Origin of the sequence: Nocardioides sp., from assembly GCF_047607365.1 — a bacterium.
In the GTDB taxonomy this organism is placed as follows: Bacteria; Actinomycetota; Actinomycetes; order Propionibacteriales; family Nocardioidaceae; genus Nocardioides.
Genome location: NZ_JASGDD010000230.1, coordinates 1 through 13,953 on the forward strand (window position 1 = coordinate 1; position 13,953 = coordinate 13,953).

Below are 13,953 nucleotides of genomic sequence, written 5' to 3' on the forward strand. Positions count from 1 at the left end.
CGCCGCGGCCCAGCCGGTCCCCGCGGGGCGAGACGGCGAGCCCGGGGACGAGCACGAGATCGGCTCCGGCGATCGCGTCGGCGCCCAGCGGGGGACCGGTGGGCTCCAACAGCCCGCGCCGCGCGCGGACCAGGTCGCCCGAGTCGAGCGCCCAGTCGAGGTCGTCGTCGGGCTGGAGCAGCGGCAGGATCACCCGCCTCCCGGAGGAGCGCAGCGCGTCGAGCAGCACCCCGGTCCCCGGCTCGGACCCGACCGAGACGTAGGCGGCCACGGTCGCCGCCCGGCGTACCGCCGGATGGGCGAGGGCCACGGCGGCCAGACGCTGTGCCGCGTCGCCGATCTCGCTCAGTCCCAGCCTGCGCCGGCGGGTGAGGAACTGGTCACGTGAGGCTATTTTTCCCCCATGTGGTTCCCGGTGCGGCACACCTGCACCCTACGATCAAGGAATGGGTAGCGCAGGACTGCAGCAGGCGACCGCGAAGATGCGCGAGGCCGGCGTGGACACGGTGGCGATCGAGACGTTCGCCCACTACTACCGGCTCCTCGAGCACGGGGAGACCGGGATGATCCCCGAGTCCACCATCGAGCCCGTCGACATGCCCGCCCTCGCGGACGTCGAGGTGGACGACGAGGCGGCCGCCCAGGCGCTGCGCGACACCGTCGTGATCAAGCTCAACGGCGGCCTGGGCACCTCGATGGGCATGGATCGCGCCAAGTCGCTCCTCTGCGTGCGCAAGGGGCTCTCCTTCCTCGACGTCACGGCCCGGCAGGTCCTCCACCTCCGCAAGGTCCACGACGCCCGGCTGCCGATCCTCTTCATGAACTCCTTCCGCACCTCCGGCGACACCCTCGACGCGCTCGCGCGCTACACCGACCTGGCGTGCGAGGGCCTGCCCCTGGAGTTCCTGCAGAACATGGAGCCCAAGCTGCTCGAGTCCGACCTGACGCCGGTCACCTGGCCGAAGGAGCCGACCCAGGAGTGGTGCCCGCCCGGCCACGGCGACCTCTACACGGCGCTGCGCGGCACCGGCCTCCTCGACAGGCTCATCGCCGAGGGCTTCCGCTACGTCTTCGTCTCCAACTCCGACAACCTCGGGGCCGTTCCCGACCCGCGCGTCGCCGGGTGGTTCGCGGCCTCGGGCGCGCCCTTCGCCATCGAGGCCGTACGCCGGACCGCGAGCGACCGCAAGGGCGGCCACTTCGCGCGCCGGAGGTCCGACGGCCGGATCGTGCTGCGCGAGACCGCGCAGACCCTGCCCGAGGACGTCAAGGCGCTCGCCAACCTCGACCGCCACCGCTACATGAGCACCAACAACCTGTGGTTCGACCTGGTCGCCATGCGCGAGACGCTCGACGCTCGCAGCGGCATCCTCGGCCTGCCGCTGATCAAGAACGTCAAGAACGTCGACCCGGCCGACTCCTCCAGCCCCAAGGTGGTGCAGATCGAGACGGCCATGGGCGCGGCCATCGAGGTCTTCGAGGGCGCCCAGCTGATCGAGGTCGGCCGCGACCGCTTCGTCCCGGTGAAGACCACCAACGACCTGCTCGTGCTCCGCTCCGACGTCTACGACATGGGCGAGGACTTCACCCTCGACCAGACGGTCGAGGAGATCCCGTTCGTCGACCTCGACGGCGACTACTACAAGGTCGTCTCCGACTTCGAGAAGCGCTTCCCCGACGGCACCCCGTCGCTGCGCAAGGCCGCCAGCCTGACGGTCGACGGCGACTTCACGTTCGGTCGCGGCGTCCAGGTGATCGGCGAGGTCGAGCTCACCGGAGCGGGCGCCCAGCGGATCGATGCGGACTCGGTACTGTCCTCGGGTGCCTAGTGGTGTCGGAGCGAGCCCGCTGACCGTCGAGGAGCTGCAGCAGCGGATCCTCGCCGACCTCGTCCCTCTCCCGGCCCACCCGATGCCGCTGCTCGAGGCGCAGGGCCTCGCGGCGGCCGCGGACCTCGAGGCGCTCGTCTCCCTGCCGGCCTTCGACAACTCCTCCATGGACGGCTACGCCGTCGCCTGCGCCGACGTCGCCGGCGCCTCGGCTCAGGCCCCCGTCACGCTCCCGGTCGTCGGGGAGAACGCCGCGGGCAACGCGACCCTCCTCGCCCTGCCGCGGGGCGCCGCGGCCAAGATCATGACGGGGGCGCCGCTGCCCCACGGCGCCGACACCGTCGTGCCCTACGAGTGGACCGACCGCGGTGTCGCCGCCGTGCGGGTCTCCCGGGCTCCGGAGGGAAGCGGCCAGCATGTCCGGCCCGAGGGGGACGACGTCGTACGCGGGGACCTGGTGGTCTCCGACGGCACCCTGCTCGGACCGCGGCAGCTCGGCCTCCTGGCGGCCACCGGGCACGCGAGCGTGCCGGCCCGGCCCCGGCCGCGCGTCGTGGTGATCTCCACCGGCAGCGAGCTGCGCGAGCCCGGCACGCCGCTGGGCCCCGACTCGATCTTCGACTCCAACTCCTACCTCCTGGCGGCGGCGGCGCGGGCGGCGGGTGCCATCGCCTACCGGGTCGGCATCGTCCCCGACGAGCCGGCGCGCTTCCTGGAGGCGCTCGAGGACCAGCTCGTCCGCGCCGACCTCGTCGTCACCTCCGGCGGGGTGTCGGCGGGCGACTACGACGTGGTCAAGGAGGCGCTCGCCTCACGCGGCGTGTGGTTCGGCCCGGTCGCGATGCAGCCGGGGAAGCCGCAGGGCTTCGGGTTCGTCGGCCCCGACCGGACGCCGCTGCTGACCCTGCCGGGGAACCCGGTCTCGGCGTACGTCTCCTTCCAGGTGTTCGCGCGGCCCGCGCTGCGCCGGCTGATGGGCCTGACCCCCGAGGTGCCCGCGACGATCACCGCACGGCTCACCGAGCCGGTGACCTCGATCCCCGGCCGGAGGCAGTACCTCCGGGGCGTCCTGGGGTCGGGCGGCACGGTCAGCCTCGCCGGCGGCCCGGGCTCGCACCTGCTGGGCGACCTCGCCGTCGCCACCTGCCTGGTCGTGGTCCCGGAGGACGTCACCGAGCTCCCCGCCGGCGCCGAGGTCGAGGTGGTGACCTTCGATGACTGACCCGACCGAGGCCTCCGCTCCGCCGAGTGGGGCCTCCGGCCCGCCGAGTGGGGCCTCCGGCCCGGGCGAGTGGGGGCTCACGCATCTCGACGAGACCGGCGCAGCCCGCATGGTCGACGTCTCGGAGAAGGCCGTCACCGCCCGCACGGCCGTGGCCACGGGTCGTGTGCTCGTCTCCGCCGAGGTCGTCGCCCTGCTCCGCGGGCCCGGCGTGCCCAAGGGCGACGCCCTCTCCGTCGCGCGGATCGCGGGAATCATGGGCGCCAAGCGCACCCCCGACCTCATCCCCCTGTGCCACCCGATCGCGCTCAGCGGCGTCACCGTCGACCTGGTCGTGGGGGATGACGCCGTCGCGATCACGGCGACCGTCCACACCGCCGACCGCACCGGGGTCGAGATGGAGGCCCTCACCGCGGTCTCGGTCGCCGCCCTGACGGTCGTCGACATGGTCAAGGCGGTCGACAAGGGCGCCGTCATCACCGACGTCCGGGTGGAGTCCAAGACCGGCGGCAGGAGCGGCACGTGGCAGCGATGAAGGCGGGGGTGGTGGTCGCGTCGAACCGCGCGGCGGCCGGGATCTACGACGACGTCACCGGCCCGCTCATCGTCGACGCGCTGGCCGGGATGGGCTTCGCCGTGCCACCCGCCGCCGTCGTCCCGGACGGGCAGCAGGTGGGCCAGGCGATCTCGGCGTACGTCATCGGGGGAGCGCGCCTCGTCCTCACCACCGGCGGCACCGGCCTCACCCCGACCGACGAGACCCCCGAGGTCACGCGGCCCCTGCTCGACCGCGAGGTGCCGGGCATCGCCGAGGCGATCCGCGCCGCCGGCGTCGCCCGGGGCGTGCCGACCGCGATGCTCTCGCGCGGCGTCGCGGGCACCATCGGCGACTGCCTCGTGATCAACCTGCCCGGCTCGCGCGGCGGGGTGAGCGATGCGCTCGAGGTGATCCGCCCGGTGCTCGAGCACGCGCTCGCGCAGATCCTCGGAAGCGATCACCCGTGAGCGCTCTCTGGCCGGTGACGCTGCGCTCCGGCGACGTCACCGTCCGGCCGCTCACCCTCGGCGACGGCACGGCATGGGCCGCCGCCCGGCGCCGGAGCGCGCAGTGGCTCGAGCCGTGGGACGCCACCGTCCCTCCCGGCGGCGAGAGCCGTCCGGCCACCTTCGCGGCCCTCGTACGCCGGCAGCGGCGTGCCGCGCGGCAGGGACTGGGCCTGCCCTTCGCCGTCGACGTCGACGGCCGGTTCGCCGGCCAGGTCACGGTCTCCAACATCGTGCGCGGCTCGGCGCTCTTCGCCTCGGTCGGCTACTGGATCGACGAGCGGCACGCCGGTCGCGGCGTGATGCCGCGAGCGGTGGCCCTGGTCGTCGACCACTGCCTCACCTCCGGGCTGCACCGGATCGAGATCTCCATCCGGCCGGAGAACCACAACTCGCTGCGCGTCGTGGAGAAGCTCGGGATCGGCCAGGTGGGCTACTCCCCGCGCTACCTGCACATCGACGGCGACTGGCGCGACCACATGAACTTCGCCATCACGGCCGAGGAGCTGCCGCCGGGTGGGCTGATCGGGCGTGTCGAGTCACAGCAGGCTCAGTGATTCACTTTAATCTCATTGCGTGGACCCCAGCGCGTTGATCTTCGTCGCCCTCGCCCTCGCGTGGGCCGCCTATCTCATCCCCAAGGCGCTCGAGCATCACGATGCCGGCGCCCGGAGCCGCTCGATCTCCACCTTCTCCGAGCGGATCCGCGTTCTCGCCCGGCGTGAGGCGATCAGCCGCCGCTCGTCCGCGCTGGTGAGGCCCAAGACCGCCGCGCCCGCCCCCGCTGCCGTCGTCGAGGCCGCTGCGGAGGCGCCCGGTGAGGCCGCCCCCGTCGCCATCCCGGTCGCCACCGCCGTCGAGGTCGAGGACTCCCGCCCGGTCGAGGTGATCGTGCAGGAGATCCTCGTCGACTCCCTCCTCGAGACCACGACCTCGGGCCGGCTCCACCTGCCGAGCGATCGACCGCAGGTGCGCCGCACCGCCGCCGCGGTCGCCGCCCGCCGTCGCCGCCGCGTCCTGTGGGTCCTCGTCTTCGCCCTCGCGGCCGTCGCCGCGACCGCGGCCGGCCAGGTGATCAGCTGGCTCTGGGTCCTGGCCCCCGCCGCGGTCGTCGTCGCCTGGCTGGTCGCGTGCCGGCTGATGGTCCGCAACGCCGGCTCCCGCCGAGACCCGGCCTCACGCCCCGCGAGGCCCGGACTGGTGCGCCGCGAGATCCGGGTCGATGCTGCCGAGGAGTCGGTCGTGGACACCTCGACCACCATCGCCGCGCTCGCCGACGACGACACCAGCAGCCTCCCGGCGCTGACCGCCGAGGGCGAGCCCGTCGCCGAGGGCATGTGGGAGCCCGTCGAGGCGCCGCTGCCGACGTACGTCTCCAAGCCGAGCGCGCCCCGCCGCACGATCACCACGATCGACCTCGAGTCCACGGGCGTGTGGACCTCGGGCCGGACCGAGGCCGATGCCGCCCTGGCCCGCGAGGCCGACGCCGCCCGCGCCAGTGCAGAGACCGCGCCCGAGCGGCGCGCGAGCGGGGCCTGATTTCAGGTCGCGGTCGGCCCGCTGCTAATGTCGTCTCCGCACTCGCGGGGGTATGGCGCAGCTGGTAGCGCGCTTCGTTCGCATCGAAGAGGCCAGGGGTTCGAATCCCCTTACCTCCACCGCACGTAGGTAGCAAAACGCGAACCGCTGGTCCTTCGGGGCCAGCGGTTCCGTGTTTTGGCTGGGTCCGCGCGGGATGTGGGCTGTCGAGTGCCCGATTCGGGGTTGGCGAGCGCCGTGTCGGCTGCATGCGCGGGTCGGTTGGCGGCGTGACGTGTCACGGTGCCAACCGGAGAGGGTCGCATTCGGGCACCTCAGAGCCACCGGAGTGTTCGGATCTGATCTCAGTCTGCCCAACCGAGCCCGGGCTCCCAGACGCCTGTTGCCGTCTCGTTGAGCACCGGATTGAACAGCCGGGCGGCCAACGCGACCGCCTCGCCGAATGTCGGCACTTCCCCCGGAGCATCTGCGGCAACGGTCGGGTAGCGCTTGCGCCACCCCTCGACATCAGGCACGAGGAACCGCTCCGGTGCCGCCAGCCCGCGCCACGCCAGACCCGTCGACACCGCGACCCGCAGCGCATCGGCCGAAACCTCTTGTGTCGAGGCGATGATCGCGATGTCCACCAGGTCTTTCACGCGGCTGCTCGGTGCAGCGCCACCGTCGGCCCTGAAGGTCGAGACCGTGGCGGCGAGCTTGTCGGCCAGATGGTCGGCCACCGGGAACGTTCGGTACTGCGGACGCTCGAGTCCCTCGACCGTCAGATCCGTGAGTGGGTCGACGAGATCTGGTGTGCCTGTCATGGCCGTGTCCACGACCACGTCGATGTGGAACGACGAGAACACGCTCGGCCCGAGGCTGGCCGTGAGGTTGACGCGAGCCCCCTTCGCTTCCTCCCGCAGCGGCTCGACGCGGTTGATCGCGAAGAGGAAGAAGTCACCCAGGTCGACCAGCAGAGCCGTACGCAGGGCCGCGACCGCGTCGTCCACATCGGCGTCGGTGACGTCGAAGAACACATCCACATCCATGCTGTGCCGCGACACCTTCAGACGCGCCAGCAGTGCGCCCGCACCCTTGAGCACCCAGCCCTCAGCATCAGGCGACGTGAACAGGCGCGCGAGCGCTCGGTCGTACGCGAACTGCCGTTGCAGCTCGCTGAGCGTGTACCGGCCGTCACGCTCAGCGATCGCCTTCAGCTTGTCGCGCAGTGCCCTACGGAAGTCGCCCGGTGATGCGTAGGGGAAGTCGCTCATGTCAGCGCACCGTCAGCAGTAGCTCGGAGACGGCGTCGAATGCCACAAGTCCACGCAGGCTCGCGTCCGATGCTGCTTGAGCGACAGCCGTTTCGTCCTCGCCGGCATGTGCGAGGTCGGTGAGCGTGGCGAGGACACCTGTCACGGGCAGGCCGTCGCGAATCTCGAAATCGCTCCGCCCCAGCGACGCGCGTACCGCCACATGGATGTCGACCCGGCGTGGGCGCAGGCGGTGCGGGGCAAGGAACTCGTGACGCACGGGGATCAGGTCGCCCAGCCCCCATACGAGGGCTGCGCTCCTGCCGCACACGACCGCATCGATGCCCGCGATGCGTTCATGCCAGTAACGCTCTCCGCCGAGCTGCAGCCACGCAGCACGCAGCGGGTCGAGGTCGGGATTTTCCGGGGCCGCTACAAACCGATAGACACGGGCCGCGCCCTCGACTTCGGCAAGCACGCCGTCGGCGACCAGGCGGCTCAGGTCGGTACGGGACACCTCGAGCCGACGCGCCTGCCCGGCGGTCACCATGCCCCACTGCTCGCTCGCAACAGGGCTCAGCGCTCCGAGTGCTGCACTCCTGGACATGGATCAATCGTAGCAATATTGAAACATTCGCTCCGCGTGTACGCCGTCGAACCCTGCGCTCATGCCGAGCGCCGTTGAACGGCTCGCCTTCGGGGGAGTGGGATGTGCCGACGGGTCGCGTCCACAGGGCTGGGCCGGAAACGCCTTGCCGGCGGCCCGGCCTCGGTCGTCTCCGCACTCGCGGAGGTATGGCGCAGCTGGTAGCGCGCTTCGTTCGCATCGAAGAAGCCAGGGGTTCGAATCCCCTCACCTCCACCGCTGAGTGAAGGCCGGATCCCATCGGATCCGGCCTTCGTGCCGTCAGTCGCGTCCGAGGGCTCCGAGTTCGACCAGCCGCAGGAACTGCCTGATGGCTGCCTCGGCATCCTGGCGGTCGATCCCCGCGCCGTCCTGACGCAGGGTGAGCGCGGTGATGCCGTTCCATGCGCCGAAGAGGAAGTACGACAGCAGACGGCTGTCGACGTGGTGTGGATTGGATGTTCCGACGGCGAGGCTGATCTGGGCTTCAAAGCGTTGTCGAAGCGCTTCGAGCCGCTCGCCGACCATGTTCTCGATCGGGCCGACGGGGCCACTGACTTCGCCGGCGGCGATGTAGCGAACCAGCACGGGATGCTCCAGGAGCAGGTCGAGGTAGGCGTGCCCGGTGGCGTGTGCCTTTCGAATCGGGCTGAGGTCGCTGTCCGCTACCTCGGAGAGGCGGCTGTCGACGATGTCGAGGACGTGTTCGACCAGGCCTGCGATGACGCCTTGCTTGGTGCCGAAGTGGACGTAGACCGAGGCGGGGGAGACGCCGGCCTCGGCGGCGATGTCTTCGACGCGGATATCTTCGAGCGACCCTCGGTCGAGAAGTCGCTCGGCAGCTTGAAGGATCGCCTTGCCGGTCCGCTCACGCCGGCGAGTTCCTCGAGCGACCGCCGGTGAGGGAGGTGCGGTGCCGTCGTCCATGCCGTCCAAGCCTAGGGTCGTCCGTTTCGCGCCGGTCGTGGTGGGCTTCTTCCTTCTCATCTAGAGTGGACTCTAAATGAGAAGGAGGGGCTGTGAGCACAGTCGCCAAGGCGCACGACGCGGACCTGCCGGCCCGGGTCGGCGCATGCGAGGACCTCGCCCGTACGCCGGGATCGGAGGTCTACCTCGATCCTGCCGAGGTCGACTACGAGGCCTGGAACCACGTAGGCGACCCGCTGTGCGAGGCGCTCATGACGCTCATGCGCGAGCGTAGGCTGATGGGCGGCGACATCTACGCCAACGCCCGTACGCTCCGGGCCGAGGGCTGCCCCGAGGCGATCGCCTTCTTCGCCGACGTCGAGACGATCCCGTCGTGGCTGGACTTCGAGGCGCTGCGAGCGGGCGCCAGCGTCGGCAAGCGCAATCCGATCGGGATGATGTTCGGGATCCACAGCGCATTGCCGTTCACCTACATCGACCCCGCCACCGCCGAGGTCATGGGGTCGACCGGGCGGTTGGCGCGGGGCGGCGACTTCGCTCGCCGGTACTGGGAGACCGCCACGGGCTTCGTGGGAGCGCTCGACGTCGACGGCATGAAGCCGGGCGGGCGGCGATGGGAGGAGTGGGTGCGGATCCGCTTCCTGCACACCATGATCCGGATGGGGATCCTCCGCAGTGGCCGGTGGACGATGGACTCGATGCCGATCAGCCAGATGGCGACGGCCGGGGCGACGTTCATCTTCGGGCAGCACCGCGTCGACATCATGGAGCTCTTCGGCGGGGTCCTCACCGAGGAGGAGCGCAACAGCTTCGCCCTCATGTGGCGCTGGGTCTCCCGCATCGAGGGCGCCCCCAACCAGCTGCTTGGCAGGACGACGGCTGAGGAGTTCGAGCTGCAGAGCCGCATCCACCAGTTCATCTACGGCGCCAACCCGAACTCCGCCGCCCTCATGGCCCAGGTCGTCGACGGCACGGCGAGCATGGCACTGTTCGGCAGGTCACGCCGCCTCAACCATGCGGTCGCCCGCCGACAGCTCGGCCCCGCCATGACACGCACCGTGCCGGGCAAGGACGCGCGGGAGTTGCTCGATCTGCCCGCCGATCCCCTGGTCGACGGCCTCCTTGCGGCCTCACGGTATCCGCTCCTGGCCCTCGGGTACGGCGCCCGGACTCGGCCGATCCGAGCGTTGTTCGACCGACGGGGTCAGGCCTTCTACGACCGGCTCGTGGCTCGCGGGCTCCACGGGGTCAAGGCGGACTACCGGGGCACCCCCGTCGCCGGACGCCCCACCGACCAATAGGCCCGCTGGATCGCCGTCTTCGGCAGAGGCTGCCATGACCACCGCGCCCGACACCGACGTCGCGACGGAGGAAGCCATGCTCGGAGCAATCAGGGCCATCCCGGAGACGATCGGGAACTGGCGAGACAACCGGGACCTGCTGTATCAGATCGTCACGGGAATCTCCGCAGCACTCGTGGTGACCACGCTGGTCGGCGGGAAGCGACCCGTCAGACTCCCTCGCTGCGGTCGCTCGTGAGCTGGGCGTCACCCCCGTCGCGAACTGGTTCAGCACGAACGCGCCGCCGGCGCTGGCCGAGAGCAGCTCAACGGTGCAGTCGGCCGCGTTGTCCGGTGTCCTGTTGCTCGTGGCCGGCATGGCGATCGTTCCGCTCTGGCGTAGCCGTCATGACGGCGATCAGATGTTCGGCTATGAGCAGCTCCGTCTCATTGGCTCACCGGCGGCGTCCACGACCTGGGTTCTGTTGCTCATCGCGGCGCAGCAGGGTGACATCGCTTCCAGGCTCCAGCGGTGGAAACACGCGGCGGTGTCGGTGGAGGCATGGACCATCGGTGGGCTGCTCGGGGTCGGTGTGCTGTGCCTCCTCGCGAGCCGCTACGAACTCGGCGAGCTGGTCAAGCTGCTGCTCTGGCCTGTGGGAGTCGTGACCTGCCGCGTTCAATTCGGAGTAGGCGTGACGCTCCTTGCGATCGTTCTTGCGGCGGTCTCACTGCCACTGTCGATCGTCACCAGTCGCGCCGACCCGTGCACCGTGGTGACGCGCGCCTTCCGGCACAGTGTCATCGGAGACGATCGGACGTGGCGAGCGCCTTGCCGGCGGTTCGGCTTCGGTAGCCTCATGACCCGTCGGCACCGACGAGTCACGGGTGGGGGTGGTCTGTGGTGGTGCTTCTCGGCCTCGTCGGCGTGGTGGCGAGCCTCGGGCTCGCCGTATCCGCCTGGCGTCACCGCGATACCTTCGGCGCCGACCTCCTCGTCGTCGGGGGCCTCGGGGCAGCGGGCTGGTCCGTGGGGGCCACGTCGGCGCTCGCAACCGAGCCGACCCGGTCGCTGCGCATGGTGGAGACCTTCGGCACGCTCTGGATGGTCTCCGTCTCGGTGGTCTGCGCTGTCTTCCTCGTCTTCGCCCGGCGCTCTGTGGTGGCCCACTGGCACCCGCCGAGGTGGGTCCGGGCAACGCTGATCGGCGAGCCCGTGCTGGTCGCTCTGGTCTGCCTCAGCCGGTGGCCTGTCTTCATGGTGGGTCGCTTCGACGCCGAGGGCGTCTATCGCGTCGGCCCGATCTTCGTGTTTCACTCGGTCTACTGCGTGGCCCTCCTGGTCGCGGGTGCCGCCTACCTGCTGCGCCGCGTCGACGAGGTCGACGGCGCGCGGCGCGCGGCGCTCATCGTCATCGTCGTGCTGCTGGTTGCCGGCCTCGGCGCGCAGGTGGCGCAGTTTCAGGTGATGCATCTGGTCGCGGTCGCCGCGGTCGCGGTGATGTACCGGGCGGTGGTCTACGAGCGGATGAACGATCTGGTGCCGATCGCTCGCCGCGACGCGCTCGACCAGCTCCCGAACTACCTCTTCTTCTTCGATGCCGGCGGTCGCCTGGTGGACGTCAACGCTCCCGCGCGGTTCATGATCGCCGCGACCGAGGGGCGCCGCCTGGAGCTGGGTCAGGAGGTACGCCAGGTTCTGGGGGCCGACCTCGAGCTCGCCGACCGCCGTGAGCTGCGCCTCTCCTTCGGGATCGGCCCCGGCGTCGTACGCACCGTGGGCCACACCGTCGCGGTCGGGGAGCCGGTGGGCCAGGGCACCGTCCTCGTGCTCTGGCCGGAGACGTCGCCCGCCGTTCGCCGCGGCACCGGGTCCGGGACGCTCGCCCCGGCCCTCGACGCGGTCACCGGCGTGCTCACCCGTGAGGAGATCGACGCCGTCCTGGCCCGTGCCGTCGAGAACGCCGACCGCACCGGAGAGCCCCTGGCCGTCCTCCTGGTCGACGCCGACGACTTCAAGCAGATCAACGACACCCGCGGCCACCTGGCCGGCGATGACGCGCTCCGCGCACTCGCCCGATGCCTGCGCTGGGCCGTGGACGACCTCGGCGAGACCGGTCGCTTCGGCGGTGACGAGTTCGTCGCCGTCCTGCCCGGCGCCTCGCCGGAGCAGGCGGTCGAGGTCGCCGCCGCGTTGATCGACCAGCTCGGCCAGCCCCGGGATCCGGCCGCAGGACCGGTCCCGCAGGTGAGCGTGGGCGTGGCGCCGTACCGGGGCGGCGGTCCGCGGGTCGTGCTGGTCGAGGCCGACGCGGCGATGTACGTCGCCAAGCGGCGCGGTGGCGGCCGCTGGGCCCGCAGCGACCAGATGTGACCGTGCCCCGGTGATCCGGGACGACCCCGCTCAGTGGGCGCCGTGCTCGTGCGCGGCGTGCGCGGCCCGCTCGAACTGGAACGTCGAGTGCTCGACGTCGAAGTGGTCGTGCAGGCAGTCCTGCACCAGGTCGAGCAGCTCGGGCGTGTGGGCGTCGCTGAAGCAGCCGTCCTCGACGATCAGGTGGGCCGAGAGCGTCGGCAGACCCGAGGTGATCGTCCACGCGTGCAGGTCGTGCACGTCCACGATGTGCTCGAGCTCGAGCAGGTGCCGGCGTACCTCCTCCAGGTCCAGGTCGTCCGGCGCGCCCTCCAGCAGGATCCGCCCGGAGTCGCGCAGCAGTCCCCACGCCGACCGCAGCATGAGTACGACGACCACCAGGGCGGCGACGGCGTCGGCCCGCTGCCAGCCGGTCGTCAGGATCACCACGGCGGCGACCAGGGTGCCGACGAAGCCGTAGAGGTCGGTGAGGATGTGCTGGTAGGCGCCCTCGACGTTGAGGCTGGTGCGGTTGGCCCTCGCGATCAGCCAGGCGGCGGCGACGTTGACCAGGCAGCCGACGACGGCGACGGCGAGCACCGGGCCGGCGTCGACGTCGGGGGCCGTGTCGACCAGGCGGCGGATCGCCTCGACCAGCACGATGCCCGACACGACCAGCAGGGTGATGCCGTTGCCCGCGGCGCTGAGGATCTCGGCGCGCTTGAGGCCGAAGGTCCAGCGCGGGTCGGCCGGGCGCCCCGCCAGGTGCATCGCCCAGAGCGCGGCCGCGATCGACGCGGCGTCGGTGAGCATGTGGCCGGCGTCGGAGAGCAGGGCGAGGGAGTCGGCGAGGACCGCCACCACGACCTCGCCCAGCAGGAACGCGACCAGGAGGGCCAGCGCCGCCACGAGCGGGCGCCGATCGGCGTCGGCCGCGGTCCCGTGGCCGCCATGGCCGCCGTGGTCGTGTCCCATGGGTCCGATCGTAGGGGCGGGTCCGGCGTGAGGAGGCCGCGCTAGCCTCGTCGCGTGCTGCCGTTCTGGGCCTCGGACGTCGTGCTCGTGTCCGTGCAGGCGGCGCTGGTCTGCGCGCCTCAGCCGCAGCTCCCCGCGCGGCTCGTCGATCGGCTGCGGGGCAGGGCGTGGGCGTGGGTCCTCCTGCCGGGATCGCTCGGAGGCACGATCGCGCTGCTCGCGGCCGTCCCGTCGCTGGCCGGCGTCTACGCGTGGGTGGCCGCCCTCGGCGTGCCCCTCCTGGCCGCGGTCGCGATCGGGTCGGCGGCGCGTCGGACACGGGCCGCCGGCGTACTCGCCGTGCTGTCCGGTGGCGGCCTCGCCGCCGCCCTCCTCGCGCTCGCCTGGGCAGGCCCGTCGAGCGGGCTCGCGGCGATCCCTGCCCAGGCGGCGGCCGTCGCGCTCACCGCACTGAGCGCCGCCACCCTCGCCGCGTGGCTGACCCGGCTCGCCCCCTCCCTCGTGCTGCAGATCGCCCTGGTCGCGATGGCGGTGCTCGACTGCGTCCTCGTCTTCGGGCATCTCCTCCAGGGCCCCAACGACACCCTCAACGCCGCGTCGGCCGGAGGCGGTCTGCCGCACCTGCAGGTGGCGCACTTCCAGCACGCGCTGATGGGGTACGGCGACCTCTTCGTCGCCGCGGTCCTCGGCTCGCTCATCGCGCAGTCCGTGCCGGGCGCCGCCGGACGGGCGTGGCCGCCGCGCTGGACGGCCGCGCTCCTGGTGCTGGGGCTGTCGGGGATCTTCGACCTGCTCTTCCTCGTCGTCGACACCCTCCCGGCGACCGTCCCCGTCGCCGTCGCCCTCCTGCTGATGCGACTCCTTCCTTGTTGCGATAGATTCGCAACAACGAACGGCTGACGACAGCGACGACAGCAGGGACGAGGG

At 71.5% G+C, this 13,953-nt stretch carries 15 protein-coding genes and 2 tRNA genes; 12 read left to right on the plus strand and 5 right to left on the minus strand.

Going from position 1 to position 13,953, the window contains the following annotated elements; translation table 11 throughout:
* Positions 1-424, minus strand: a 424-nt coding sequence (locus QM572_RS18090; RefSeq protein WP_415095370.1) for a 5-formyltetrahydrofolate cyclo-ligase, incomplete at its 3' end; no start/stop codon positions are given.
* Between the two features lie 22 nt (positions 425-446).
* Between QM572_RS18090 and QM572_RS18095 the strand changes: the two genes are divergently transcribed.
* From QM572_RS18095 to QM572_RS18125, 7 genes are all read left to right on the plus strand, one after another.
* Positions 447-1,829 (plus strand): UTP--glucose-1-phosphate uridylyltransferase, encoded by a 1,383-nt coding sequence (locus QM572_RS18095; protein ID WP_415095371.1) that lies wholly within the window; start codon positions 447-449, stop codon positions 1,827-1,829.
* Positions 1,822-3,051, plus strand: coding sequence for a gephyrin-like molybdotransferase Glp (glp, locus tag QM572_RS18100; RefSeq protein WP_415095372.1), 1,230 nt, complete (start codon positions 1,822-1,824; stop codon positions 3,049-3,051). The genes QM572_RS18095 and glp overlap by 8 nt, the downstream gene beginning before the upstream one ends.
* Positions 3,044-3,586 (plus strand): cyclic pyranopterin monophosphate synthase MoaC, encoded by a 543-nt coding sequence (moaC, locus tag QM572_RS18105; protein ID WP_415095373.1) that lies wholly within the window; start codon positions 3,044-3,046, stop codon positions 3,584-3,586. The genes glp and moaC overlap by 8 nt, the downstream gene beginning before the upstream one ends.
* Entirely contained in the window at positions 3,583-4,056 is a 474-nt protein-coding gene (locus QM572_RS18110; protein ID WP_415095404.1) for a MogA/MoaB family molybdenum cofactor biosynthesis protein, read from the plus strand. The genes moaC and QM572_RS18110 overlap by 4 nt, the downstream gene beginning before the upstream one ends.
* A complete protein-coding gene (locus QM572_RS18115) occupies positions 4,053-4,652 on the plus strand; it encodes a GNAT family N-acetyltransferase (protein ID WP_415095375.1) in 600 nt (199 codons plus the stop codon). Before QM572_RS18110 ends, QM572_RS18115 begins: the two co-directional genes overlap by 4 nt.
* A 19-nt stretch (positions 4,653-4,671) precedes the next feature.
* Positions 4,672-5,634 carry a hypothetical protein gene (locus QM572_RS18120; protein WP_415095376.1) on the plus strand — a complete coding sequence of 321 codons (963 nt, stop codon included), beginning with the start codon at positions 4,672-4,674 and terminating at the stop codon, positions 5,632-5,634.
* A 46-nt stretch (positions 5,635-5,680) separates the two neighbouring features.
* Positions 5,681-5,753: transfer RNA gene (locus tag QM572_RS18125), tRNA-Ala, on the plus strand.
* Between the two features lie 225 nt (positions 5,754-5,978).
* On the opposite strand, the gene QM572_RS18130 is transcribed toward QM572_RS18125, so the two are convergent.
* A complete protein-coding gene (locus tag QM572_RS18130; RefSeq protein WP_415095377.1) occupies positions 5,979-6,887 on the minus strand; it encodes a nucleotidyl transferase AbiEii/AbiGii toxin family protein in 909 nt (302 codons plus the stop codon).
* A gap of 1 nt (position 6,888) precedes the next feature.
* Positions 6,889-7,473, minus strand: coding sequence for a type IV toxin-antitoxin system AbiEi family antitoxin domain-containing protein (locus QM572_RS18135; RefSeq protein ID WP_415095378.1), 585 nt, complete (start codon positions 7,471-7,473; stop codon positions 6,889-6,891).
* Between the two features lie 182 nt (positions 7,474-7,655).
* Here QM572_RS18135 and QM572_RS18140 point away from each other — a divergent pair.
* A tRNA-Ala gene (locus QM572_RS18140) sits at positions 7,656-7,728 on the plus strand.
* Positions 7,729-7,773: 45 nt separating this feature from the next.
* On the opposite strand, the gene QM572_RS18145 is transcribed toward QM572_RS18140, so the two are convergent.
* On the minus strand, positions 7,774-8,418 hold the full coding sequence (locus QM572_RS18145) for a TetR/AcrR family transcriptional regulator (RefSeq protein ID WP_415095379.1): 645 nt from the start codon (positions 8,416-8,418) through the stop codon (positions 7,774-7,776).
* Positions 8,419-8,510: 92 nt separating this feature from the next.
* Between QM572_RS18145 and QM572_RS18150 the strand changes: the two genes are divergently transcribed.
* The 3 genes from QM572_RS18150 (at position 8,511) to QM572_RS18160 (ending at position 12,072) form a co-directional block, all read left to right on the plus strand.
* Positions 8,511-9,719, plus strand: a complete 1,209-nt coding sequence (locus QM572_RS18150) for an oxygenase MpaB family protein (RefSeq protein WP_415095380.1) — start codon at positions 8,511-8,513, stop codon at positions 9,717-9,719.
* Between the two features lie 34 nt (positions 9,720-9,753).
* The gene (locus tag QM572_RS18155) at positions 9,754-9,957 is read left to right on the plus strand and encodes a hypothetical protein (protein WP_415095381.1); all 204 of its coding nucleotides are present in this window, start codon (positions 9,754-9,756) and stop codon (positions 9,955-9,957) included.
* A 642-nt stretch (positions 9,958-10,599) separates the two neighbouring features.
* Positions 10,600-12,072, plus strand: a complete 1,473-nt coding sequence (locus tag QM572_RS18160) for a diguanylate cyclase (protein ID WP_415095382.1) — start codon at positions 10,600-10,602, stop codon at positions 12,070-12,072.
* Positions 12,073-12,102: 30 nt separating this feature from the next.
* Here the strand turns inward: QM572_RS18160 and QM572_RS18165 are convergent, their stop codons facing one another.
* Complete coding sequence (locus QM572_RS18165; RefSeq protein ID WP_415095383.1) at positions 12,103-13,026, minus strand: cation diffusion facilitator family transporter; 924 nt, start codon at positions 13,024-13,026, stop codon at positions 12,103-12,105.
* A 54-nt stretch (positions 13,027-13,080) separates the two neighbouring features.
* On the opposite strand from QM572_RS18165, the gene QM572_RS18170 reads away from it, so the two are divergent.
* Positions 13,081-13,926 carry a hypothetical protein gene (locus QM572_RS18170; RefSeq protein WP_415095384.1) on the plus strand — a complete coding sequence of 282 codons (846 nt, stop codon included), beginning with the start codon at positions 13,081-13,083 and terminating at the stop codon, positions 13,924-13,926.
* Positions 13,927-13,953: the final 27 nt, after the last annotated feature.

Excerpts from the sequence above, each read along its gene's own strand:
- QM572_RS18095 (WP_415095371.1), top strand. The coding sequence starts at position 447 with ATGGGTAGCGCAGGACTGCAGCAGGCGACCGCGAAGATGCGCGAGGCC.
- moaC (WP_415095373.1), top strand. The coding sequence starts at position 3,044 with ATGACTGACCCGACCGAGGCCTCCGCTCCGCCGAGTGGGGCCTCCGGC.
- QM572_RS18110 (WP_415095404.1), top strand. The coding sequence starts at position 3,583 with ATGAAGGCGGGGGTGGTGGTCGCGTCGAACCGCGCGGCGGCCGGGATC.
- QM572_RS18130 (WP_415095377.1), bottom strand. The coding sequence starts at position 6,887 with ATGAGCGACTTCCCCTACGCATCACCGGGCGACTTCCGTAGGGCACTG.
- QM572_RS18135 (WP_415095378.1), bottom strand. The coding sequence starts at position 7,473 with ATGTCCAGGAGTGCAGCACTCGGAGCGCTGAGCCCTGTTGCGAGCGAG.
- QM572_RS18145 (WP_415095379.1), bottom strand. The coding sequence starts at position 8,418 with ATGGACGACGGCACCGCACCTCCCTCACCGGCGGTCGCTCGAGGAACT.
- QM572_RS18155 (WP_415095381.1), top strand. The coding sequence starts at position 9,754 with ATGACCACCGCGCCCGACACCGACGTCGCGACGGAGGAAGCCATGCTC.
- QM572_RS18165 (WP_415095383.1), bottom strand. The coding sequence starts at position 13,026 with ATGGGACACGACCACGGCGGCCATGGCGGCCACGGGACCGCGGCCGAC.